The following is a 22,366-nucleotide window of genomic DNA, read 5'->3' as shown; positions in this document are numbered from 1 at the left end:
TTGAGACGGGGCACTTCCCATGAACATTCTTGTAGTCGAAGACGAACCCAAGGCCGGCAATTACCTGCTCAACGGCCTGCAGGAACTGGGTTACTCCGTCAGCCTCGCCCGTGATGGCGTGGACGGTTTGCACCAGGCCCTGGAAACACCGTTCGACGTGATCGTGCTGGATGTGATGATGCCGAAAATGGACGGCTGGGAAGTGCTGCGTCGCCTGCGCAAGGAAGCGGATACGCCGGTACTTTTTCTGACGGCTCGCGATGACATTGCCGACCGCATCAAGGGCTTGGAGCTAGGTGCCGATGATTACCTGATCAAGCCTTTTTCCTTCGCTGAACTGGTGGCACGCTTGCGAACCCTGACCCGTCGCGGCCCAAGCCGCGAAGAGGAACAACTGCAGATCGCCGACTTGCAAATCGATGTGCTCAAGCGTCGCGTCACCCGGGCAGGCACCCGTATCACCCTGACCAACAAAGAGTTCGCCTTACTGCACCTGTTCGCAACTCATCAGGACCAGGTGCTGTCCCGTTCGCTGATCGCGTCGCGGGTGTGGGACATGAATTTCGACAGCGACACCAATGTGGTGGACGTCGCTGTACGACGCCTGCGCCTGAAAATCGACGACCCTTTCCAGCTCAAGCTGATCCACAGCGTGCGTGGCATCGGCTACCGCTTCGATACCCAACCATGAACACACGCCGTCATTACTCCCTGACCCTGCGCCTGGCGTTGATCTTCGCCCTGCTCGCCTTCGCCCTGCTGGCGACCCTCGGCGTGGCGCTGTATCGCGAGTTGGAGCGTGAACTGATCATGCGTGACGACGCAGCCTTGATCTACCGCATCGATCAATTGCGCAACCTGCTCAATGACAGCAACACCCTGGACCTGATCAAGACCAAGCCGGAGTTGTTCCAGAACATGCTCGGCAACCGCGAGTCAGTGCTGAGCATCGCCGCGCCAGGCCAGAAGCCCCTGCTGACGGTCAACCCCGGCAATATCGACCTGCCAGACGTTCCGCCGGTCCCCAAGAACCACGAACTGACGTTCGCCGACGTGCACCATTTTCCCGGCATCAATGGGGTACCCTTTGCAACCCTGGGCGCGTCCATCGACTCCGGTGACCTGGGCAGCCTGCAAGTCACCACGGGGCGCCTGATGACCGAACGCACCGCCGTACTCGCCAGCTATCGCTTGAGCGTTTATATCCTGGCGAGCATTGCTGCAATTATCCTGGCAGTGGTCGGTTACCTGCTGGTTCATCGTGGGCTGGTGCCGTTGCGCCGCTTGGCCCGGCACGCCCAGGGCATTGGTGTCGGCAACCTTGCCGAACGCCTCGACAGCCACGGTGCGCCGAAAGAACTGCTGCCGATGATAGATTCGTTCAACACCATGCTTGAGCGGCTGGCCAAGGGCTTTGTGCAACTGGGCCAGGTGTCCACCGACATGGCCCACGAACTGCGCACGCCCATCAACAATTTGCTGGGGGAAACCCAGGTCGCCCTGCAACAGCACCGCAGCATTGAAAGTTACCAGCAGTTGCTTGCGTCCAATGTCGAAGAGCTTGAACGCCTGGCGCGGATGCTCGACAACATGCTGTTCCTCGCGCGCACCGACCCGGCGAGTGCTTTGCGTCAACGCCAGGAACTCAGTGCCGTGGATGAGGTGGAACGCATCGCCGAGTACTTTGAGGGCTTGGCGGGTGATGTGGATATCAGCATTCGTGCCGAAGGTGAAGGCGTGATCTGGGCGGAGCCGATGCTGCTGCGCAGAGCCCTGGCAAATCTGTGTGCCAATGCCATCAAATATGGTGCACCGAGTACCGAGCTGGAGATCCGCGCCGTGCCAAGCGCCGAGGGCATTCACCTGAGGGTCAGCAACCAAGGAGAGACCATCGCCGCCGAGCATCTGCCGCGCCTGTTCGAACGGTTTTACCGAGTGGATGAGTCACGGGAACGTTCGGCGCAGTCCAACGGGTTGGGGTTATCGATTGTGGCAACCATCATGCAACTGCACAACGGACGGTACAGCGTGAGCAGTGAGGCAGGCGTGACGTGTTTTGAGTTGTTCTTTCCGAAACGGGAAGATTGAGCGCAAACGCCCGGTGTTATTTTGCAAAGGTTTGTCTCTTAACCGCTCGACGCAAGCCAGGCTAATTTTGCTTCCCAATGGGCTCAAGGTAGAGCCGGCAGCGGTAAAACAATGGAGATTCCAAAATGGAAATGCGCTTACTGGAAAAGGGGCTGGCTGAAATGAATGAGAAGCTGATCACCGTTTCGAGCAAGGCAGACGCCATGGATAAGCACTTCGCGTCCAAGGCCGACCTGGCAACCACTGAACTGAACCTTATCAAGTGGTACGTGGCAACCGCATTCGCCATGACAGGCCTGGCCTGCGCGATCACCTTCGGGCTCACCCGACTGTTTGCGACTTGAGGAGCAGCGGGCTGATCAACTGACCTGCCCGCCCGCTTCCTTTGCATCGACGGATGTTTGCCACGCCGCCAGCACAGCTGTCTGCAGCCCCGCAACCAATGTATCCAGCGCCATTGAGGGCCGCTGTGAATCTGCCACCTGCTCTGGCAGAAAAGGTACGTGGATGAACCCACTGCGCACCCCAGAACCTGCGAGCGCATGCTGCAACAGATAAAACACCTGGTTACACACAAATGTCCCAGCCGTCTGCGATACCGAGGCCGCGACTCCCGCCTCACGCACGGCCTTGACCATCGCCTTGATCGGCAAGGTCGTGAAGTAGGCCGCCGGGCCGCCGTCTACAACTGCCGTATCGATAGGTTGCTCCCCGAGGTTATCGGGGATGCGTGCATCATTGACATTGATCGCCACCCGCTCGATTGAGATATCGCTACGCCCAGGCCCCAGGCCAGTCGCAATTACCATCGCCGGGTGCAACTCTTCGATCAGCCCGGCCAGGCACGGGCCCGCTGTGGCAAATGCGCAAGGCAGTCGACGCGCAACAATCTGCACGTCGCTGCCCAGCTGCACGCCGTCCAGTTGGCGCACGGCTTCCCAGGAGGGGTTGACCGGGTCTTGATCAAAGGGCTCGAAACCCGTCAGCAGAACTATTTGCATAACGGCCTCACATCAACAGGTAAAGCAGCACAATATTGACCACCAGCATCATCAACGCGGTCGGCAGCTGAGCCTTGATCACCGCGTTCTTGTCCGGCAGCTCGAGCAATGCCGCCGGGACGATATTGAAGTTGGCGGCCATAGGGGTCATCAGGGTACCGCAGTAGCCGGAGAACATGCCGATCGCCGCCATCACCGCCGGGTTACCACCATAGATGCCGACCAGCACCGGCACGCCGACACCGCCAGTCATCACCGGGAAAGCCGCGAAGCCATTACCCATGATCACCGTAAACAACGCCATGCCCAGCACGTAGACCATCACCGCCACCAACTTGTAATCCAGGTTGATATAAGTGGTGGTGACATGCGCGACAGCCGTACCAACCCCAGCTTCGTTGAACAGTAAGCCCAGCATTGCCAACATCTGCGGCAGCACCATGGCCCAGCCCAGCGCTTCAGTCAGGCGACGGGATTCACGCAAGGCTTGCACCGGCGTATCGCGGGTCAACCAGCACGCCAGGCCAAGGGCGATCAGGCAGCCGATACCAAGGGAGACAAAGGTGGTGTTTTTCGGGTCCAGCAACGGCACTCCGCCAATCTCGGTGTGCTTGAGCAATACCGAGCCGATCACCGTGGTCAGCGGAATCGCCAACGCCGGGATGAACAGCTTGTGCCCCAGGCGACCCGCACTGGCACGGGATGCCTTGTCGTGCAACTCGGCATGCTTGCCACGGCCGACGCCGCCCATGCCGGCAATCAAGGCCATGACCACTATGCCTACCCCGATAGCCACCGAAGGCAGACGCTCACCGATCAGGAATGGAATGGCGAACAACAGCCAGAACAATGCACTGGACCAACGCTTGGGATGGGTGCGGTCCATCAGGATCATGCAAGCCGTGATCAGCAGCAGGACCCCGGCCAGCCAGTACAGGTATTGAATGGAAATAATCATTGTGCAGCCTCCACGGATGCAGCTGCCGGCGTCATCTCTCGGGTGAGCCTGCGGTCAAACCGATGCAGGCGGATCGCGTGAATGATGAAGGCGCAGATCGCGGTAGGAATCCCCCACACCGCAATATGCAGCGGCTCCACATCAATCCCCGACCCAAGCAGGAAGGTATGCATCAAGGCGATTGCACCAAAGGCGACAAAGATATCCTCACCAAAAAACAGGCCGACATTGTCAGTCGCCGCGCACATCGCCAGCACTTTATGACGCAGTTTGTCAGGAAGTTTGCCGTAGCGTTTTTCCGCTGCACCCTCAGCCATCGGCGCCAGCAACGGACGCACCATCTGCGGATGCCCGCCCAGGCTGGTCAGGCCCATGGCAGCCGTGGATTCACGCACAAACAAATAGATGATCAACAAACGCCCGACCGTGGCGCGCTCGAACCGTGCAATCCAGTTCTGCGCATGCAGGCGCAACCCATGGCGCTCCAACAGGCCAATGACCGCCAGAGGCAGCAACAGAATCAATTGCAGGGCACGGGTCTGAAGGAAGCCATCGCCCATGGTGGCGAGGATTTTTTCCAGGGGAAAATGGGCGGCAAGCCCGGTAGCGATAGCGGCCGCGGTGACCACCAACAGAGGGTTGATGCGCAAAACAAAGCCAACCACGATCACAAGTACGCCGATCAACGGCCATAAGTTCACAACAGTTTGCATGGCGGTGAGGTCCTTAAGTGCGCGCTGCGGCGCCATTACAGCAGGATGTGAACAAAGGGTTCACAGCAGGAAGTGGCGTGCAGTCGGCTCGGTTTTTTATTGTTGACCCGGAAGGTCGAGCGTCAGTGGCGGCAACTTTGCTGCCTGGGGACGGGAGGTGTCCAACAAGAAAAATTGTTGCTGCGAACCAATAAATTTTGTGGGTGATTGCACAGCATGCATGTAACGAGATGTGGACAGACCCGCAGGGATTCGCGCATCTTAGCGCCGCCTGTCTTATCAGGCGTGCACCTCAAATCAGCACACTCTTCCCGATTACTGTTGTGGATATGGAAATTCAATGAAAACCCAAAAGGTCCTGATCGCCCTCTCCTGCGCAGTTGCGCTGTCCATGCTGGGTGGTTGCGCCGCCAAGGTAAAAAGTGGCGGCAGCGCAGCGCTGGCGATCCCGGACTCCGCGAAACACAACCTCGTGGTCAGCATCAAGGGCGAAGGCCAGGTCGAGCAAAACCCGGACTGGAACCTGCTCAAGCGTGACTGGAACAACGCGCTGCAAGTGGAGGCCCGCCAGGCCGGTTTCAACGTCACTGAAAGCCCTGCAGTGGTTCCGAGTGGTGAAGAAGGTGTCGGCATCAAGATCAATGTGAGCAAGTTTCGCTACATCGAGCCGGGCTCACGGTATGTAGCCGGCGCGCTGGTAGGTAACGCCTGGGTGTTCTCCCGCGCAGATTACTCGGACCTCAAATCCGGCACGCCGATTGGCTCGCGCACCTACGACACCTCGTCATCCGCCTGGGAAGGCATTGCCTCGGCCATGACGCAGAAGCAGGTGCAGGCGATTGCCAAACAGATGATCAGCGATATCAAGAACGCCAAAGCCAAGTAAGCCGCCATCGTGAGCGAGTTTCTCGAATTCATCTGGAAGCTGCTTGAGTTCGCAGGCGACTACACCCCACCACGGCGAAAACGCGTGTTCTCACTCGGGTTCGTGATGTTTTTGCTGCTGGTGGCGGTTGTTGAACTGGTGTTGCTGCAGATTTTTCTTGGAGATACGGGCTGAAGAGAGGGTTTGCAAAAGTTTTGCAAATCGCAGGCAACAAAAAAGGGCCCACCTTTCGGTGAGCCCTTCTAGACCGCCCAGCAGAGCGGATTTTGTTTGGTAGGCGCGATTGGACTCGAACCAACGACCCCCACCATGTCAAGGTGGTGCTCTAACCAACTGAGCTACGTGCCTGCTGTGAGGCGGCATTCTACGGAATTCCGGAGGGGTGTCAACATCTTTTTTTCAGCTAACCCTATGAATATGCGAATTTTTTATTTGCGCGGGGCACACCCGCGGATTTCGGGTGGCTGGCAGGCAATTTTCAACTCAGGTAGGATCGGCGCACTCGTAAAAAATATAAAACAGAGGTTCCAGGATGGCGAACACCCCCTATCCCCAGTCGTATTACGCCGCTTCCGCGAATGCCGTTCCCCCTCGCCCGGTCCTGCAAGGCGAAGTCGAAACCGATGTGTGCGTGATCGGCGCAGGCTACACCGGCCTCTCCAGTGCGCTGTTCCTGCTGGAGAACGGTTTTCGCGTAACGGTGCTGGAAGCCGCCAAGGTGGGTTTTGGCGCCTCGGGCCGTAACGGCGGGCAGATCGTCAACAGCTACAGCCGGGATATCGATGTGATCGAGCGCAGCGTTGGGCCCAAGCAGGCGCAACTGCTGGGGCAGATGGCGTTCGAGGGCGGCAAGATTATCCGTGAGCGCGTGGCCAAGTATCAGATTCAGTGCGACCTGAAGGACGGCGGTGTATTCGCCGCGCTCAACAGCAAGCATATGGGCCACCTGGAGTCGCAGAAGCGCCTGTGGGAGCGCTACGGCCACACTCAACTGGAGCTGCTGGACGAACGCCGTATTCGCGAAGTAGTGGCCTGTGACAACTACGTCGGCGGCCTGCTGGACATGAGCGGTGGGCACATCCACCCGCTCAATCTGGCACTCGGCGAAGCGGCCGCCGTGGAGTCCCTGGGCGGTACGATCTACGAGCAATCCGCTGCCGTGCGTATCGAGCGCGGCGCCAACCCGGTGGTGCATACCGCCGAGGGCAAGGTCAGGGCCAAGTTCATCATCGTCGCGGGGAATGCCTACCTGGGCAACCTGGTGCCGGAGTTGGCCGCCAAGTCGATGCCGTGCGGCACGCAAGTAATCACCACCGCCCCCTTGGGCGACGAGCTGGCGAAAACTTTGCTGCCGCAGGATTACTGCGTCGAAGACTGCAACTACCTGCTCGACTACTACCGCCTCACCAACGACAAGCGCCTGATCTTCGGCGGCGGCGTGGTGTATGGCGCACGCGACCCGGCAAACATCGAAGCGATCATCCGCCCGAAGATGCTCAAGGCCTTCCCACAGCTCAAAGACGTGAAGATTGACTACGCTTGGACCGGAAACTTCCTGCTGACCCTGTCGCGCTTGCCGCAGGTAGGTCGCCTGGGCGACAACATCTACTACTCACAGGGCTGCAGCGGCCATGGCGTGACGTATACGCACCTGGCGGGCAAGGTACTGGCGGAGGCACTGCGAGGCCAGGCAGAGCGTTTTGACGCGTTTGCCGACCTGCCACACTACCCGTTCCCGGGCGGGCAACTGTTGCGCACACCGTTTGCGGCAATGGGCGCCTGGTACTACGGGCTACGCGACAAATTGGGATTCTGACTCGAACCTGCAGGAGCTCGTTTGCGGGCTCCTCCAGGTTGCATTATCAAATCGCAGACACAAAAAACCCCGGTCTTTCGACCAGGGTCTTTGCTATCGGATCAAAGTAGCCAGAGGCTTGCTTTGTGCTCCAAGGCGTTCAGTGGGCCTTGAGGCAGATATGGCGCAGCGGACGGGACTCGAACCCGCGACCCCCGGCGTGACAGGCCGGTATTCTAACCGACTGAACTACCGCTGCGTATCGCTTGACCGGTTGAGCGTAAACCCTCAACCGTCTTTAAACATCTGATTGATCAGCCTTGGCTGTTCAATCTCAAGTCCGACACATCGAACCTGGATAATATGGCGCAGCGGACGGGACTCGAACCCGCGACCCCCGGCGTGACAGGCCGGTATTCTAACCGACTGAACTACCGCTGCGCGTCGGTGCAACCTTTAACGTTGCGTCTTACCGTGAAGCAAAACTCTCAAGAAGTGGTGGGTGATGACGGGATCGAACCGCCGACCCTCTGCTTGTAAGGCAGATGCTCTCCCAGCTGAGCTAATCACCCTTTGCTTCGTTGAGGCCGCGAAATTTACGCAGGTAGCAGACCTAAGTCAATAGCCTGCTTGAAGTTTTTCTGAAAAAGACAAAATTGCTTCAAGACGGCTATCCGCCCTACTCGCTGTAAATCATCTTCTTGCTCATGCCACCGTCCACGACAAACTCTTGCCCGGTGACAAACCCCGCCTGGCGCGACAGCAGCCATGCCACCATCGCCGCCACATCTTCCACGGTCCCCACCCTACCCGCCGGATGCTGGGCGTGATCGGCGTCACTCAACGGCTCGGCACGCCGGGCCGCCGGGTCACGCGCATCGATCCAGCCGGGGCTGACCGCATTGACCCGCACTTCCGGCCCCAGGCTCATCGCCAGGGCGTGCGTCAGGGCCAGCAGGCCACCCTTGCTCGCCGCATAGGCCTCGGTGTCCGGCTCCGACTGGCGAGCCCGGGTCGACGCCAGGTTGACGATGGCGCCGCCGTGGGCACGCAGATACGGCGCACAGTGCTTGGCCAACAACATCGGCCCACTGAGGTTCACCGCCAGCACCCGATTCCAGTACGCCAGGTCCAGGCTTTCCAGGGTGATGTTACGCGGGTCGGCCACCGCCGCGTTGCAGACCAACGCGTCCAGGCGCCCAAACTGCCCCAACACCTCGGCAACACCCTGGGCGACTTGCTTCTCGTCGGCCACATCCATGCTGATAAACCAGGCGTTGTCTCCCAGTACCTTGGACACCTTGGAACCGCGCTCGCGGTCCAGGTCGGTCAACACCACCTGCCAACCTTCGCTGATCAGCCACGCGGCAATCCCGAGGCCAATGCCGCGCGCAGCACCCGTCACCAGCGCGACACGCCCGTTACTGGCCGCTGCCGCTTCCATGGACCACTCGATCACAAGGCCGCCAGCCCGCGAGCCAGGTCAGCTTGCAAGTCAGCCACGTCTTCCAGGCCTACCGCGATGCGGATCAGGCTGTCACGGATACCCGCTGCCTCACGCTCCTGCGGCGCCAGGCGACCGTGGGAGGTGGTGCTCGGGTGGGTAATGGTGGTCTTGCTGTCACCCAGGTTGGCAGTGATGGAGATCAGGCGTGTCGCATCGATAAAGCGCCAGGCGCCCTCTTTGCCGCCCTTTACTTCAAAGCTAACCACAGCACCGAAACCACGCTGCTGACGCTGAGCCAATTCGTGTTGTGGGTGGCTCTTGAGACCGGCGTAGTGCACCTTCTCGATACCGTCCTGTTGCTCCAGCCACTCGGCCAGGGCCTGGGCGTTGGCACAATGGGCCTTCATGCGCAGGCTCAGGGTTTCCAGGCCTTTGAGGAAGATCCAGGCGTTGAACGGGCTCAAGGTCGGGCCAGCGGTGCGCAGGAAGCCGACAACTTCCTTCATCTGTTCGCTGCGCCCCGCAACCACACCGCCCATGCAGCGGCCCTGGCCGTCGATGAACTTGGTGGCCGAGTGCACAACGATATCCGCGCCCAGCTTCAACGGCTGTTGCAGCGCCGGGGTGCAGAAGCAGTTGTCGACCACCAGCATTGCGCCCTTGGCGTGCGCCACTTCGGACAACGCCGCGATATCCACCAGTTCGGCCAGTGGGTTGGACGGCGACTCGACGAACAGCAGCCTGGTGTTGACCTTGATCGCCGCATCCCAGCCGGACAGGTCCGCCAGGGGCACGTAGTCCACTTCAATGCCGAAGCGCTTGAAGTACTTCTCGAACAGGCTAATGGTCGAACCGAACACGCTGCGCGACACCAGCACATGGTCGCCAGCGCTGCACAGGCTCATCACCACCGCCAGGATGGCTGCCATGCCGGTCGCCGTTGCAACCGCCTGCTCAGCGCCTTCCAGCGCCGCGATACGCTCTTCGAACGCACGCACGGTCGGGTTGGTGTAACGCGAATAGACGTTGCCCGGCACTTCGCCGGCAAAGCGCGCAGCGGCATCAGCCGCAGTACGGAACACGTAGCTGGAGGTGAAGAACATCGGATCACCGTGCTCACCTTCCGGGGTGCGGTGCTGGCCGGCGCGCACAGCCAGGGTATCGAAAGCTACGCCATCGAGGTCGCTGTCCAACCGACCGGCATCCCATTCCTGACTCATGCTGCCACTCCTTACTCGATTCTTTATTTAAGATACAAAACCGGCCCCTCAGGGCCGGTTGTCACTCAGTTGTTGTACAGGTCGATGATCGCGCTGACCGCCTGGGTCTTGATCTTCGACGAGTCGTTGCGCGCCTGCTCGATCTTGTTCAGGTAGGCCTCGTCAACGTCGCCGGTCACGTACTTGCCGTCGAATACCGCGCAGTCGAACTGCTCGATCTTGATCTTGCCACCGCCGACCGCCTCGATCAGGTCTGGCAGGTCCTGGTAGATCAACCAGTCGGCGCCGATCAGGTCGGCCACGTCCTGTGTCGAACGGTTGTGCGCGATCAGCTCGTGGGCGCTCGGCATGTCGATGCCGTACACGTTCGGGTAACGCACGGCAGGCGCTGCGGAACAGAAGTAGACGTTCTTCGCACCGGCTTCGCGGGCCATCTGGATGATCTGCTTGCAGGTGGTGCCACGCACGATGGAGTCATCCACCAGCATCACGTTCTTGCCGCGGAACTCCAGCTCGATGGCGTTGAGCTTCTGGCGTACCGACTTCTTGCGCGCCGCCTGGCCCGGCATGATGAACGTGCGGCCAATGTAGCGGTTCTTCACGAAGCCTTCGCGGAACTTGACGCCCAGGTGGTTGGCCAGCTCCAGCGCAGCGGTACGGCTGGTGTCCGGGATCGGGATCACCACGTCGATATCATGCTCGGGACGCTCGCGCAGGATCTTCTCGGCCAGCTTCTCGCCCATGCGCAGGCGTGCCTTGTAGACCGAAACGCCGTCGATGATCGAATCCGGACGCGCCAGGTAGACGTGTTCGAAGATGCACGGGGTGAGTTTCGGTGCCACAGCGCACTGGCGGGTGTGCAGCTTGCCGTCTTCGGTGATGTACACCGCTTCGCCCGGCGCGAGGTCGCGGATCAGGGTAAAGCCCAGCACGTCCAGGGACACGCTTTCGGAAGCGATCATGTACTCGACGCCTTCGTCGGTGTGACGCTGGCCGAACACGATCGGGCGAATGCCGTGCGGGTCACGGAAACCGACGATGCCATAGCCGGTGACCATGGCCACTACCGCGTAACCACCGACGCAACGGTTATGCACGTCAGTCACGGCGGCAAATACGTCTTCTTCGGTCGGCTGCAGCTTGCCGCGCTGGGCCAGCTCGTGGGCGAACACGTTGAGCAGCACTTCCGAGTCGGAGCTGGTGTTGACGTGGCGCAGGTCAGATTCGTAAATCTCCTTGGCCAGTTGTTCAACGTTGGTCAGGTTGCCGTTGTGCGCCAGGGTAATGCCGTAAGGCGAGTTGACGTAGAACGGTTGAGCTTCGGCCGAAGTCGAGCTACCGGCAGTCGGATAACGCACATGGCCAATACCCATGTGCCCGACCAGGCGCTGCATGTGACGCTGATGGAACACGTCACGTACCAGGCCATTGTCCTTGCGCAGGAATAACCGGCCGTCGTGGCTGGTCACAATACCGGCAGCGTCCTGGCCGCGGTGCTGGAGGACGGTTAGCGCGTCATACAGCGCCTGATTGACGTTCGACTTACCGACGATACCGACGATGCCACACATGCGACGCAACCCCTACTTAATGAATCTTGACTGAACACAACTTACTGAGGCGTTTTGGCCGGCAAGAGGTGTTCCTTGAACGGAAGATCAGCGGGTACGCTGATTCCGCTGGCCAGCCACTGACTGCTCCACCCCAGAATGAGGTTCTTGGACCAGTCTGCAACCAATAGAAATTTTGGCACGAGTACCGACTCCTGCCACCACGAATCCTGCTGTACCGGCCCCAGGCTCAACAGGCCGACCGCCACGACCACCAGCAACGCGCCACGCGCGGCACCGAAGGCCATGCCGAGAAATCGATCGGTCCCGGAGAGGCCGGTGACACGTATCAACTCGCCAATAAGATAATTGACCATTGCCCCCACCAGCAGCGTGGCGATGAACATGATGGCGCAGCCCGCGATGACGCGAGCCGAAGGTGTCTCGATGTATCCAGCCAGGTAGACCGACAATGAACCACCGAACATCCAGGCTACGACTCCTGCGATGATCCAAGTCAGCAACGACAGTGCTTCCTTAACGAAGCCGCGGCTTAGACTGATCAAAGCGGAGATGGCGACGATTGCAACAATCGCCCAATCAACCCAGGTAAATGGCACGTTGTAGCCTACGGACAGATGAGGCGGCGCATTTTAGCAGAGCGTCGGGCTGTCGGTAAGCTGTGATTGTGGCTGCCTTGCAAATCAGTAGTTTGGGACGAGTGAATCCAATTTCAAGCACACCCCGAAACAACTGTGGGAGGGGTAATCCCCCTCCCACACTTGACCGCATTTCAAACTCAAGCCGCTGCGAAATCAACCGCGCTCAGGCTGGAACCGGGTCACGAAACCCTTGAGGTTCTGCTGGCGATCCAGCAAATCGCGCAGGCGATCCGCCTCGGCACGCTCGATCAGCGGCCCGATAAACACCCGGTTCTTGCCATCGGCACTACGGATATAGGCATTGTAGCCTTGGCTACGCAGCTTCTTCTGCAACGCGTCGGCCCCCTCGCGGTTACCCAGGCTGGCCACCTGGATCGACCAACTGACCGGCAAGCCATTCGGATCGATGCGGCTCTGGCCGACGTCCGGCTTGCCTGGCGCGGCAGGCTGCGGCGCAACCGGCTTGGGCGCAGGTGCGGGCGCAGCAGGCTTGGCCGCTACAGTCGGCGCAGGCGCCGGCTTCACCACCGGCACACTTGGCTGTACCGGCATCGACGGTGCCTGCTGTGCAGCCACCTCATCATTGGTCGGCACGGGCTCGTCCTCGGGTAACGCCTGGGGCTCAGGCACCACCACCGGCTGAACCTGCACCTGAGGCACTGCAGGCGCCTGCGGCGAGGCCGGTGCCTCGACAACGACCTGACGCTCTTCATCCTGGCGGGAAAACAGCATCGGCAGGAAGATCACCGCCAATGCCACCAGCACCAGGGCACCGACCATTCGCTGCTTGTATGCGCTATCCAGTAATGCCATGTGCAGCTTCCTCCGTGGAGCGCCGGGCCAACCACTCAAGCGCCTCGGCAACACAATAAAATGACCCGAACAACAGAATCTCATCGTCGGGCGTGGCAATGGCGCACTGTGCTTCAAGGGCATCGGTGACGCTTGCATACGACGTCACGGGCGCAGCAAGGTTCTGCAAGGCCACTTCCAGCTCGGCGGCCGGGCGGCTACGCGAAGTATCCAACGGCGCGACGGCCCAGGCCTGGACACTGCCCAGCAATGGCGCGACCACGCCGTCCAGGTCCTTGTCGGCCAGCAAACCGAATACGGCAAGGCGACGACCGACCGGCGCTGTGCGCGACAGGCGTTGCGCCAGGTACTCCGCTGCATGAGGGTTATGCCCCACATCCAGCAGCAGGTTCAGGCGCTTGCCCTGCCAATCGAACTCACGACGGTCCAGACGCCCCACCACGCGAGTCGCCAGCAAGGTGGTGGCGATCTGCTCGGCATTCCACGGCAGATCAAGCAACAGATACGCTTGCAGCGCCAGCGCGGCGTTTTCCATCGGCAGGTTCAGCAACGGCAAATCGCGCAGTTCTACGGCCTGGCCACGGGCATCGCGCCCACGCCATTGCCAGTGCTGATCACCGATCTCAAGGTTGAATTCGCGGCCCCGCAGGAAAAATGGGCAATCCAGCTCACGCACCTTGTCCAGCAAGGTGTACGGCGGGTCAATGTCACCACACAGCGCAGGCTTGCCCTGGCGGAAGATCCCGGCCTTTTCATAGGCCACGGACTCACGGGTATTGCCCAGGTAGTCGGCGTGATCCACCCCAATACTGGTGACCAACGCCAAATCGGCGTCCACCACGTTGACCGTGTCCAGGCGCCCACCCAGGCCGACTTCCAGCACCACCACATCCAGTTGCGCACGCTCGAACAGCCAGAACGCCGCCAGGGTGCCCATCTCGAAGTAAGTCAGGGAGATCTCGCCCCGGCCCGCATCGAGTGCGGCGAAGGCTTCGCAGAGTTGCTCGTCGGTGGCTTCGACACCATTGAGCTGCACCCGCTCGTTGTAACGCAGCAGGTGCGGGGAATTATAGACGCCGACTTTCAGCCCCTGGGCCTGCAGCAGCGCCGCGACAAAGGCGCAGGTAGAGCCTTTGCCGTTGGTACCGGTCACCGTGATCACGCGCGGCGCCGGGCGGCCCAACCCGAGGCGGGCCGCTACCTGTTGCGAGCGCTCCAGGCCCATGTCGATGGCGGACGGATGCAACTGCTCAAGGTAGGCGAGCCATTCGCCCAGGGTACGTTGGGTCATAGGTTTGCAGGCACCGGCGGTACGACGATCGGCTCGACTTTAGGCGCGACGTACACCGGGGTCGGCAGGCCCATCATTTGCGCCAGCAGGTTACCCAGGCGTGGACGCAACTCACCGCGCGGGATGATCAGGTCGATCGCGCCGTGCTCCAGCAGGAACTCGCTACGCTGGAAACCTTCCGGCAGTTTTTCACGCACGGTCTGCTCGATCACGCGAGGACCGGCAAAGCCGATCAGCGCCTTGGGCTCGCCGACGATCACATCACCCAGCATGGCCAGGCTGGCGGATACGCCACCGTAGACCGGGTCGGTCAGCACGGAGATGAACGGGATGCCTTCTTCACGCAGACGCGCCAGTACCGCAGAGGTCTTGGCCATTTGCATCAGGGAGATCAGGGCTTCCTGCATGCGCGCACCACCGGAGGCAGCGAAGCAGATCATCGGGCAGCGGTTTTCCAGCGCGTAGTTGGCGGCGCGAACAAAGCGCTCACCGACAATGGCACCCATGGAGCCGCCCATGAAGGAGAACTCGAACGCCGACACCACGACTGGCATGCCCAGCAATTTGCCGCTGACGGAGATCAGCGCGTCTTTCTCACCGGTCTGCTTCTGCGCGGCAACCAGGCGGTCCTTGTACTTCTTGCCATCGCGGAACTTCAGACGGTCAACCGGCTCCAGGTCGGCGCCCAGTTCGTTACGGCCTTCGGCGTCCAGGAAGATGTCGATGCGGGCGCGGGCGCCGATACGCATGTGGTGGTTGCACTTGGGGCAAACGTCCAGGGTCTTTTCCAGCTCCGGGCGGTACAACACCGCGTCGCAGGATGGGCACTTATGCCACAGACCTTCAGGAACCGAGCTTTTCTTCACCTCGGAACGCATGATCGAAGGGATCAGTTTGTCTACTAACCAGTTGCTCATGCTTTCTTTCTCCAGTACCGGTGGCTTGAACACAGCCCCGCGTATGCCCTTGAGCTAAATTCATATGTGGCGATGACACAGGCTGGACGGGGTCAGACGTTCGACCGGCCTTTTCCTGCCTGTATCCTCAGCCTTCCAGACAACCTGCCAGCGCAGGGTTGCCACTTCGTTTCCGGGCCACCACAGGCGGCGCCGGGCTGTTTTACACAGTGGTAGTTATGGACGGCGGCAGACTGCCAGCCGTCACATTGCACCACTGCTGTTGCGCACGGCCTGCATGAATGCGCGAATCTTGCTGTGATCCTTGATGCCCTTGCCCTGCTCCACCCCGCCGCTGACATCCACGGCATACGGCCGCACCTGCTCGATTGCCGCCCCGACATTCGCGGGGTTGAGCCCGCCGGCCAGGATGATCGGCTTGCTCAAGCCAGCGGGAATCAGCGACCAGTCGAACGCTTCGCCGGTACCGCCGGGTACGCCTTCGACATAGGTGTCCAGCAGAATCCCGCGAGCACCACCGTAGGCGGCACACGCCGCCGCGATATCATCCCCGGCCTTGACGCGCAGCGCCTTGATGTAGGGACGCTGATAACTTTCACATTCGTCAGGCGTTTCGTCGCCGTGGAACTGCAACATGTCCAAGGGTACGGCATCCAGGGTTTCGTTGAGTTCGCAGCGGCTGGCGTCGACGAACAAACCCACAGTGGTCACGAATGGCGGCAAAGCCGCGATGATCGCCCGCGCCTGCACCACATTCACCGCCCGCGGGCTCTTGGCATAAAACACGAAACCGATGGCATCCGCCCCTGCCTCGACCGCCGCCAGCGCGTCTTCTATGCGGGTAATCCCGCAAATCTTGCTGCGAACGGCTGACATGTCGTGAAAACTCCAGGGTTGGACCGAGAAAGTCCCGGATGGTAACAAAAGCTATTCCGGGCGTCAGCCGCCAAGTTCGCTGAAACCTGTGAGGAAGTGTGGCCCGATGAAGCGCTCCGGCAACTCGAACTCGTCGCGGTACTCCACATCCACCAGGTACAGGCCGAACGGATGTGCCGTGACCCCACCCGTGCGACGAACGCGGCTTTCCAGCACTTCCCTGGCCCACTCCACCGGGCGCTCGCCGGTACCAATGGTCATCAGCACCCCGGCGATGTTGCGCACCATGTGATGCAGGAAGGCCCCGGCGCGGATATCCAGCACGATCATCTTGCCGTGGCGGGTTACCCGCAGGTGGTGGACTTCCTTGATCGGCGACTTGGCCTGGCACTGGCCGGCACGGAAGGCGCTGAAATCATGCACACCCACCAGGTGCTGCGCGGCCTCGGCCATGCGCTCGGCATCCAGCGGGCGGTGGTTCCAGGTGATTTCTTCGTTGAGGTGCGCCGGGCGGATCTGGTCGTTGTAGATCACATAGCGATAGCGCCGGGCGATGGCCTTGAAACGCGCATGAAAGTGCGCTGGCATGACCTTGGCCCAACTGACGCTGACGTCATGGGGCAAATTGATATTGGCGCCCATCACCCAGGCCTTCATTGACCGCTCAGCCTGAGTATCGAAGTGCACCACCTGGCCACACGCATGCACACCGGCGTCGGTACGTCCGGCGCACATCAGCGATACCGGTGAATTGGCGACTTTCGACAGGGCATTTTCCAGGGTTTCCTGCACCGTCAGCACGCCGGATGCCTGGCGCTGCCAGCCGCGATAGCGCGAGCCCTTGTATTCCACGCCCAAGGCGATGCGGTAAAAGCCTGCGGCCGCCATTTCGGCGGTCGGGTTATCTATATTTGCCAAGAACTGAGAGCCTGATGAGTTGCGCAAAGGCGGCCATTATGCCGGTTTGCAGGGGAGCCCACAAAAGCAAAACGGCGACCCGAAGGTCGCCGCTGTTTGAACAACGGGCTGTTACGCCAACCGGCCGAGCATTTCCTTGGCCTCGCCGCGTTGAACCTCATCGCCTTCGGTCAACACTTCGGAAAGGATATCCCGCGCGCCGTCCGCATCCCCCATGTCGATATAGGCCTGGGCGAGGTCGAGCTTGGTGGCCACCTCATCCGTGCCGGAGAGGAAGTCGAATTCCGGCTCATCATCGCCCAGCGCCGCGTCTTCTGCGGTAAAGGACGGCTCAATGGACGGATGCTCCAGGCTCTGGGACAGGCGATCCAGCTCGGCGTTGACATCATCCAGCTCCGACGTGAAAGCATCGGGCTTGGCGGCGGCTTCCGGCTCATCAGCCAGGGACAGGTCGAAATCTTCCGGCAAATCGAAGTCATCCAGCGCCGCAGGCGTGAGGGTCGGCGGCTCGACGGCCGGCACGTCCTTCATCTGTTCTTCCAGGCCCGAAAGGAAGTCGTCATCGGATTGCGCCGAAGCCGGGGCATCCAGTTGCAGGTCCAGATCGAAGTCCGACAGGTCATCCGGGCTGGCCTTGGCTTCGGTCTGCTGCTGCAGCAGCGACTCGAACGTCTGCTGATCGCCCTTGACCTCGGCCGGGGACGCCTGCTCAAGCTCGTCGAGGCTCAGATCGAAATCAGTGTCAAAGACCTCCGGCTGCGCAGGCGCAGGTTTGTCTTCGAGCAAATCCTTGACGTACTGAGCGTCCAGGGCAGCTGCAGCCACGGCGGCGCTGACACCCGCCGCCAACACCGCCATGGCCGGGAAGCGACTCTTGAGCTGTTCGACCTGGGCATGGTTTTCACCATTGGCCACCAGTTGACGCTCCTGGGTCACAAAGCCGTCCTTGTCGTTTTGCAGGCCGTAGACTTCCATCAGCTTCAAGCGCAGGTCGCTGCGCTTGGGCTCATGCTTGATCGCTTGCTCCAGTACGTCGGCTGCCTGGTTCAGGTGACCACGGTCGATATGGGACTGGGCTTGGGCCAGCGCATCGTTTGAGTTCACCGGAGCCACGGCAACCGCCAGCGGCGCCAGTACGGAAGCAACGGTCGGCACAACAACCGCCGGTTCAACCACCGGAGCCGGGGCCGGTGCGGCGGCCAGCTTTACGCTGGGCGGCGGCGTCTCCAGACCTTCGAAGCTGCTCGGCGGCAGGTCGTCATGGAGGTTCGAGGTGAACTCCGGTTCTTCAGCCAGGGCCCGCGCCATGCGCAGGTGTTTTTCCTCTTCGCGGCGCGCATTGCGATGGCGCGCCCACAACAGCAGGAGCAACAACACCAGTAAACCCGCCGCACCGCCGATCACACCGAGCACGATCGGGTTGGTGAGCAGGTCATTGAATTTGCCGTCGGCGCTGGCCGGTGCCGGGTCCGCCTTGACCGGCTCAGGCGCTGGCGCGACGGGTGCAGGGGTGACGGCCTCGGGCGTAGCAGGTGCAGTGGATGGCTCGCCTGCCAACTGCGCAGGCATTGCTGCAGTCGCCGGAGCAGCCGGAACACCCTTTTCAGCCTGCAAACGCGCCAGTTGATCGTTTTTCAGTTGAATCAGTTTTTGCAGCTTGTCCAACTGGCTTTGCAGGTCTGCCGCGCGGCTTTTCAGCTCTTCGTTGTCGCGTCGGGTGGTGTCCAGTTGCTCCTGGGTCATCGCCAACTTGTCGCTGAGTGCCGCGCTGTCGCCCGCCTTGCCCTTGGCGCCCTTCTTGGCGGCTTCGGCCGACACCAGGCTCAAGTTGTCCTTGGCATTGGTGCTTGCAGGCGCGTTGCCTGCCTGGGTGCGCTTGGTGGCGTCCAGTTGCTGTTTGCCCGCTGCCGGGTTGGTGGCGACGCGTCGACCCTGGCGCCAGGCGGCATTTTGCGCGCTCACCTCAGCAATTGCCTGGGGTTGCGGCAGCGCAGTGCTTTGTACGGCGTCCGGCAGGCGCAGGACCTGGCCGGTTTTCAGACGGTTGATATTGCCGTCGATGAACGCATTCGGGTTCAGCGCCTGGATCGCCAGCATGGTTTGCTGCACAGAGCCGCCATTGCGGTGCTTCTCGGCGATTTCCCACAGAGTGTCGCGGGACGTGGTGGTGTGCTGTGCCGGTCTGCTCGCGGCGGGCGCGGTGCTGGCCGGTGCGGCCAGACGCGGCGCAGGCGCGGCGGTCGTCGGTGCCGGCTGGTCGAACTTGGCCGGGTCGAGCAACACGCTGTAGTCACGCATCAGACGGCCATTCGGCCATTGCACCTGCAACAGGAAACGTACGTAGGAGTCCGGCAACGGCTTGCTGGAGGTAACACGCACCACGCTGCGGCCATTGGGGTTGATCACCGGGGTGAACGTCAGGTCATTGAGAAACGCCTGGCGATCGACGCCGGCGTCCACAAATGCCTGGTCAGAAGCCAGGCTTGGCGTGATCTCGGTAGCGGTGAGGCCACCGACATCGAGCAATTCGATTTCCACCGCCAACGGCTGGTTCAACTTCGACTTGAGGGTCATCTCCCCCAGCTGCAGCGCCTGCGCCATACCGGAGGACAGCGCCGAGGCGGCCGCTATTGCTAACACCAGTTTGCGAACTTGAACCATAGCCTCATCCTTTGTTTGAACACTCCCCGGCCTGCGAGAAGGTTGGTAACCGCTGCCATAAGGCATGGCGAGCCGATAGGTCACCGACGCGCAACTTTTCCTGCCTGGGGCCAAGCATAGCGCCTGGCTAGAATCAATCTACAAATTGCCGCCAAGTATCTTTTACGCAAGGCCTTTTATCAACAACTGCGCCAGCTGTACTGCATTCAGTGCGGCGCCTTTGCGTACGTTATCTGACGTCAGCCACAGATTTAGTTCCGCCGGGTCATCCACACCTGCCCGGACGCGACCGACGTAGACCACATCCTGGCCCACTGCATCGCCGACGGCTGTAGGAAAATCCCCTTCATCTACGAGCTCGATGCTCGGCGCAGCCTCAAGTGCGCGGTTCACCGCAGCCAGATCGACCGCCGCGCCCAGTTGCAAGGACACTGTCAGGCTATCGCCAAAAAACACCGGGGCTTGAACGCAGGTTGCGGAAATCTTTAGCAAAGGTAATTCCAGCACTGCGCGCAACTCGTGGACCAGGCGTTTTTCCAGGGCCGTATGCCCCTGAGCATCTGGCGTGCCAACCTGCGCCAACAGGTTGAAGGCGACCTGCCGATCAAAGAACTTCGGCTCCAGCGGGCGCATATTCAGCAGCTCGGCGGTTTGCCGGGCCAGTTCGCTGACGGCTTCACGCCCCTGGGCCGACATCGCCAGGCTGGCGGTGACGCTCACCCGCTGGATATCCAGCAAGCCCCGCAAAGGCGCCAGCACCACCGCCAGGTTGGTCGCCGACGGGCTCGGGCTGCCGAGCTGGAACGGCTTCTTCAGACCTTCCAGCACGTGGGCATTGGCCTCCGGCACCACCTGCGGCGCCTGCTCGGCCGGCAACGCACCGGATAAGTCGATCACCGAGCACCCCGCCGCCGTGGCACGCGGCGCAAAACTCAGGGTGACAGCCGGCCCCGCCGCAAAGAACGCCAGCTGCGCCTTGCTGAAGTCAAATTCGTCGACTTCCTTGACCCGCACATTCTTGCCGCGAAAGGGCACGGAGGCGCCGGCCGAGTTGTTGCCCGCCAGCAAATACAGGGTGCCTACCGGAAAATCCAGCTCTTCGAGGATCTGCACCAGGGTTTCACCGACGGTGCCGGTGGCGCCGATCACGGCGATTTCAAAGGTCTGGGTCATGGGGGCTGCCTCGGGCATCGCGGGGGGAGCGGCACTTTACCGGGTGACTGGGGGTGAGGCAATTAAGCTGGGATTTGTGGTGGGGCTGATGGCCTTATCGGGGGCAAGCCCCCTCCCACACTCGAACGGGTTCACAGGTCAAAATGTGGGAGGGGGCTTGCCCCCGATGAAGCCCGACCAAACAACAAAAAACCCGCGCCTGTCATCAGAACGCGGGTTTCTCTCATTGCCTTACGCGATCAACGCTCCAGCAAAATCCGCAACATGCGGCGCAGCGGTTCGGCCGCGCCCCACAGCAGCTGGTCGCCCACGGTGAATGCACCGAGGAACTGGCTGCCCATGTTCAGTTTGCGCAGACGGCCCACCGGCACATTCAGGGTGCCGGTGACCTTGGTCGGGCTCAGCTCCTGCATACTGATATCACGGTTGTTCGGCACCAGCTTGACCCAAGGGTTGTGCTGGCTGATCAACGCTTCGATATCGGCGATCGGCACATCTTTGTTCAGCTTGATGGTCAGCGCCTGGCTGTGGCAGCGCATCGCGCCGATACGCACGCAGATGCCGTCAACCGGGATCGGGCTCTTGAAGCGGCCGAGGATCTTGTTGGTCTCGGCCTGGGCCTTCCACTCTTCGCGGCTCTGGCCGTTCGGCAGTTCCTTGTCGATCCATGGGATCAGGCTACCGGCCAACGGCACGCCGAAGTTTTCGGTCGGGTAGGCATCGCTGCGCATGGCTTCGGCCACGCGGCGGTCGATGTCGAGGATCGCGCTGGCCGGGTCGGCCAGTTGATCGGCGACCGCGGCGTGGGTCGCACCCATCTGCTTGATCAGCTCACGCATGTTCTGCGCGCCGGCCCCAGAGGCCGCCTGATAGGTCATGGCACTCATCCACTCGACCAGGCCAGCTTCGAACAAGCCGCCCAGGCCCATCAGCATCAGGCTGACGGTGCAGTTGCCGCCGACGTAGTTCTTGGTACCGGCATCCAACTGCTGGTCGATGACCTTGCGGTTGACCGGGTCGAGGATGATCACCGCGTCATCCTGCATGCGCAGGCTCGACGCGGCGTCGATCCAGTAGCCCTGCCAGCCGGCTTCGCGCAGCTTGGGGAAGACTTCGCTGGTGTAGTCGCCACCCTGACAGGTCAGAATCACGTCGAGGGTTTTCAGCTCTTCAATGTTGTAGGCGTCCTTGAGCGGAGCAATATCCTTGCCCACGGACGGCCCCTGGCCACCCACATTCGAAGTGGTGAAAAACACCGGCTCAATAAGATCGAAATCCTGCTCTTCCAGCATCCGCTGCATGAGCACGGAACCGACCATACCGCGCCAACCGATCAGACCTACACGTTTCATCGCAACTACACCTTGTTAAAAAGTGGGCCGCCTTGCAGCAACAAC

General features: G+C 61.1%; 21 protein-coding genes and 4 tRNA genes. 6 read left to right on the top strand and 19 right to left on the bottom strand.

All coding sequences use genetic code 11. From position 1 onward, the window contains the following. Positions 1–19 precede the first annotated feature (19 nt). The 3 genes from NL123_RS10150 (at position 20) to NL123_RS10140 (ending at position 2,432) form a co-directional block, all read left to right on the top strand. Positions 20–691 carry a heavy metal response regulator transcription factor gene (locus tag NL123_RS10150; RefSeq protein ID WP_015884955.1) on the top strand — a complete coding sequence of 224 codons (672 nt, stop codon included), beginning with the start codon at positions 20–22 and terminating at the stop codon, positions 689–691. After that, entirely contained in the window at positions 688–2,088 is a 1,401-nt protein-coding gene (locus NL123_RS10145; RefSeq protein WP_494357692.1) for a heavy metal sensor histidine kinase, read from the top strand. The genes NL123_RS10150 and NL123_RS10145 overlap by 4 nt, the downstream gene beginning before the upstream one ends. A gap of 125 nt (positions 2,089–2,213) precedes the next feature. Next, positions 2,214–2,432, top strand: coding sequence for a hypothetical protein (locus NL123_RS10140; RefSeq protein WP_248483061.1), 219 nt, complete (start codon positions 2,214–2,216; stop codon positions 2,430–2,432). A gap of 15 nt (positions 2,433–2,447) precedes the next feature. On the opposite strand, the gene pcp is transcribed toward NL123_RS10140, so the two are convergent. Genes pcp through NL123_RS10125 form a run of 3 tightly spaced genes read right to left on the bottom strand, consistent with a single transcriptional unit; the run spans position 2,448 to position 4,760 of the window. Next, positions 2,448–3,089: a pyroglutamyl-peptidase I gene (gene pcp / locus NL123_RS10135; protein WP_248483063.1), complete on the bottom strand. Its 642-nt coding sequence runs from the start codon at positions 3,087–3,089 to the stop codon at positions 2,448–2,450. A 7-nt stretch (positions 3,090–3,096) separates the two neighbouring features. Next, a complete protein-coding gene (locus NL123_RS10130) occupies positions 3,097–4,047 on the bottom strand; it encodes a DUF979 domain-containing protein (protein WP_248483065.1) in 951 nt (316 codons plus the stop codon). Beyond that, complete coding sequence (locus NL123_RS10125; protein ID WP_248483067.1) at positions 4,044–4,760, bottom strand: DUF969 domain-containing protein; 717 nt, start codon at positions 4,758–4,760, stop codon at positions 4,044–4,046. The genes NL123_RS10130 and NL123_RS10125 overlap by 4 nt, the downstream gene beginning before the upstream one ends. Before the next feature lie 340 nt (positions 4,761–5,100). Between NL123_RS10125 and NL123_RS10120 the strand changes: the two genes are divergently transcribed. Beyond that, positions 5,101–5,646 (top strand): hypothetical protein, encoded by a 546-nt coding sequence (locus tag NL123_RS10120; RefSeq protein WP_494357691.1) that lies wholly within the window; start codon positions 5,101–5,103, stop codon positions 5,644–5,646. 9 nt (positions 5,647–5,655) lie between these two features. Continuing rightward, positions 5,656–5,820, top strand: coding sequence for a hypothetical protein (locus NL123_RS10115; RefSeq protein WP_248483071.1), 165 nt, complete (start codon positions 5,656–5,658; stop codon positions 5,818–5,820). A 97-nt stretch (positions 5,821–5,917) separates the two neighbouring features. Here the strand turns inward: NL123_RS10115 and NL123_RS10110 are convergent. After that, positions 5,918–5,994, bottom strand: a tRNA-Val gene (locus tag NL123_RS10110). A gap of 184 nt (positions 5,995–6,178) precedes the next feature. Between NL123_RS10110 and NL123_RS10105 the strand changes: the two genes are divergently transcribed. After that, entirely contained in the window at positions 6,179–7,462 is a 1,284-nt protein-coding gene (locus tag NL123_RS10105) for an NAD(P)/FAD-dependent oxidoreductase (protein ID WP_248483072.1), read from the top strand. A 161-nt stretch (positions 7,463–7,623) separates the two neighbouring features. On the opposite strand, the gene NL123_RS10100 is transcribed toward NL123_RS10105, so the two are convergent. The 15 genes from NL123_RS10100 to asd all read right to left on the bottom strand — a co-directional run bounded on the left by NL123_RS10100 (position 7,624) and on the right by asd (position 22,321). Further along, positions 7,624–7,700 (bottom strand) — tRNA-Asp (locus NL123_RS10100). A 105-nt stretch (positions 7,701–7,805) separates the two neighbouring features. Next, positions 7,806–7,882, bottom strand: a tRNA-Asp gene (locus NL123_RS10095). 55 nt (positions 7,883–7,937) lie between these two features. Further along, a tRNA-Val gene (locus NL123_RS10090) sits at positions 7,938–8,013 on the bottom strand. Between the two features lie 107 nt (positions 8,014–8,120). Beyond that, positions 8,121–8,885 carry an SDR family oxidoreductase gene (locus tag NL123_RS10085; RefSeq protein ID WP_033901791.1) on the bottom strand — a complete coding sequence of 255 codons (765 nt, stop codon included), beginning with the start codon at positions 8,883–8,885 and terminating at the stop codon, positions 8,121–8,123. An 11-nt stretch (positions 8,886–8,896) separates the two neighbouring features. Then, entirely contained in the window at positions 8,897–10,108 is a 1,212-nt protein-coding gene (locus NL123_RS10080; protein ID WP_248483074.1) for an O-succinylhomoserine sulfhydrylase, read from the bottom strand. A 65-nt stretch (positions 10,109–10,173) separates the two neighbouring features. After that, complete coding sequence (gene purF / locus NL123_RS10075) at positions 10,174–11,679, bottom strand: amidophosphoribosyltransferase (protein WP_058426877.1); 1,506 nt, start codon at positions 11,677–11,679, stop codon at positions 10,174–10,176. A gap of 41 nt (positions 11,680–11,720) precedes the next feature. Further along, positions 11,721–12,278, bottom strand: coding sequence for a CvpA family protein (locus NL123_RS10070; RefSeq protein ID WP_003192538.1), 558 nt, complete (start codon positions 12,276–12,278; stop codon positions 11,721–11,723). A 195-nt stretch (positions 12,279–12,473) separates the two neighbouring features. Further along, entirely contained in the window at positions 12,474–13,133 is a 660-nt protein-coding gene (locus tag NL123_RS10065) for an SPOR domain-containing protein (RefSeq protein WP_494357690.1), read from the bottom strand. Further along, positions 13,117–14,424, bottom strand: coding sequence for a bifunctional tetrahydrofolate synthase/dihydrofolate synthase (gene folC / locus NL123_RS10060; RefSeq protein ID WP_494357689.1), 1,308 nt, complete (start codon positions 14,422–14,424; stop codon positions 13,117–13,119). The genes NL123_RS10065 and folC overlap by 17 nt, the downstream gene beginning before the upstream one ends. Further along, positions 14,421–15,341, bottom strand: coding sequence for an acetyl-CoA carboxylase, carboxyltransferase subunit beta (accD, locus tag NL123_RS10055; protein ID WP_058426880.1), 921 nt, complete (start codon positions 15,339–15,341; stop codon positions 14,421–14,423). The genes folC and accD overlap by 4 nt, the downstream gene beginning before the upstream one ends. Positions 15,342–15,584: 243 nt before the next feature. After that, positions 15,585–16,217: a phosphoribosylanthranilate isomerase gene (locus NL123_RS10050; RefSeq protein WP_248483081.1), complete on the bottom strand. Its 633-nt coding sequence runs from the start codon at positions 16,215–16,217 to the stop codon at positions 15,585–15,587. A 63-nt stretch (positions 16,218–16,280) separates the two neighbouring features. Next, positions 16,281–17,105, bottom strand: a complete 825-nt coding sequence (gene truA / locus NL123_RS10045; RefSeq protein WP_248488244.1) for a tRNA pseudouridine(38-40) synthase TruA — start codon at positions 17,103–17,105, stop codon at positions 16,281–16,283. A gap of 141 nt (positions 17,106–17,246) precedes the next feature. Continuing rightward, positions 17,247–19,796 carry a FimV/HubP family polar landmark protein gene (locus NL123_RS10040; RefSeq protein WP_494357688.1) on the bottom strand — a complete coding sequence of 850 codons (2,550 nt, stop codon included), beginning with the start codon at positions 19,794–19,796 and terminating at the stop codon, positions 17,247–17,249. Between the two features lie 162 nt (positions 19,797–19,958). Next, positions 19,959–20,969: an aspartate-semialdehyde dehydrogenase gene (locus tag NL123_RS10035; protein WP_494357687.1), complete on the bottom strand. Its 1,011-nt coding sequence runs from the start codon at positions 20,967–20,969 to the stop codon at positions 19,959–19,961. Between the two features lie 239 nt (positions 20,970–21,208). Then, positions 21,209–22,321, bottom strand: a complete 1,113-nt coding sequence (gene asd / locus NL123_RS10030; RefSeq protein ID WP_058426885.1) for an aspartate-semialdehyde dehydrogenase — start codon at positions 22,319–22,321, stop codon at positions 21,209–21,211. Between the last annotated feature and the right edge of the window lie 45 nt (positions 22,322–22,366).

The sequence above is a fragment of the Pseudomonas sp. FBCC-B1565 genome (genome assembly GCF_059133265.1).
This window is presented reverse-complemented; position numbering and strand designations above follow the sequence as displayed.

What these genes read in the sequence shown, in the direction of transcription:
- NL123_RS10150 (WP_015884955.1), top strand. Translation starts at nt 20, where the DNA reads ATGAACATTCTTGTAGTCGAAGACGAACCCAAGGCCGGCAATTACCTG.
- NL123_RS10145 (WP_494357692.1), top strand. Translation starts at nt 688, where the DNA reads ATGAACACACGCCGTCATTACTCCCTGACCCTGCGCCTGGCGTTGATC.
- NL123_RS10140 (WP_248483061.1), top strand. Translation starts at nt 2,214, where the DNA reads ATGGAAATGCGCTTACTGGAAAAGGGGCTGGCTGAAATGAATGAGAAG.
- pcp (WP_248483063.1), bottom strand. Translation starts at nt 3,089, where the DNA reads ATGCAAATAGTTCTGCTGACGGGTTTCGAGCCCTTTGATCAAGACCCG.
- NL123_RS10130 (WP_248483065.1), bottom strand. Translation starts at nt 4,047, where the DNA reads ATGATTATTTCCATTCAATACCTGTACTGGCTGGCCGGGGTCCTGCTG.
- NL123_RS10125 (WP_248483067.1), bottom strand. Translation starts at nt 4,760, where the DNA reads ATGCAAACTGTTGTGAACTTATGGCCGTTGATCGGCGTACTTGTGATC.
- NL123_RS10120 (WP_494357691.1), top strand. Translation starts at nt 5,101, where the DNA reads ATGAAAACCCAAAAGGTCCTGATCGCCCTCTCCTGCGCAGTTGCGCTG.
- NL123_RS10105 (WP_248483072.1), top strand. Translation starts at nt 6,179, where the DNA reads ATGGCGAACACCCCCTATCCCCAGTCGTATTACGCCGCTTCCGCGAAT.
- NL123_RS10085 (WP_033901791.1), bottom strand. Translation starts at nt 8,885, where the DNA reads ATGGAAGCGGCAGCGGCCAGTAACGGGCGTGTCGCGCTGGTGACGGGT.
- NL123_RS10080 (WP_248483074.1), bottom strand. Translation starts at nt 10,108, where the DNA reads ATGAGTCAGGAATGGGATGCCGGTCGGTTGGACAGCGACCTCGATGGC.
- purF (WP_058426877.1), bottom strand. Translation starts at nt 11,679, where the DNA reads ATGTGTGGCATCGTCGGTATCGTCGGTAAGTCGAACGTCAATCAGGCG.
- NL123_RS10065 (WP_494357690.1), bottom strand. Translation starts at nt 13,133, where the DNA reads ATGGCATTACTGGATAGCGCATACAAGCAGCGAATGGTCGGTGCCCTG.
- folC (WP_494357689.1), bottom strand. Translation starts at nt 14,424, where the DNA reads ATGACCCAACGTACCCTGGGCGAATGGCTCGCCTACCTTGAGCAGTTG.
- accD (WP_058426880.1), bottom strand. Translation starts at nt 15,341, where the DNA reads ATGAGCAACTGGTTAGTAGACAAACTGATCCCTTCGATCATGCGTTCC.
- NL123_RS10050 (WP_248483081.1), bottom strand. Translation starts at nt 16,217, where the DNA reads ATGTCAGCCGTTCGCAGCAAGATTTGCGGGATTACCCGCATAGAAGAC.
- truA (WP_248488244.1), bottom strand. Translation starts at nt 17,105, where the DNA reads ATGGCGGCCGCAGGCTTTTACCGCATCGCCTTGGGCGTGGAATACAAG.
- NL123_RS10040 (WP_494357688.1), bottom strand. Translation starts at nt 19,796, where the DNA reads ATGGTTCAAGTTCGCAAACTGGTGTTAGCAATAGCGGCCGCCTCGGCG.
- NL123_RS10035 (WP_494357687.1), bottom strand. Translation starts at nt 20,969, where the DNA reads ATGACCCAGACCTTTGAAATCGCCGTGATCGGCGCCACCGGCACCGTC.
- asd (WP_058426885.1), bottom strand. Translation starts at nt 22,321, where the DNA reads ATGAAACGTGTAGGTCTGATCGGTTGGCGCGGTATGGTCGGTTCCGTG.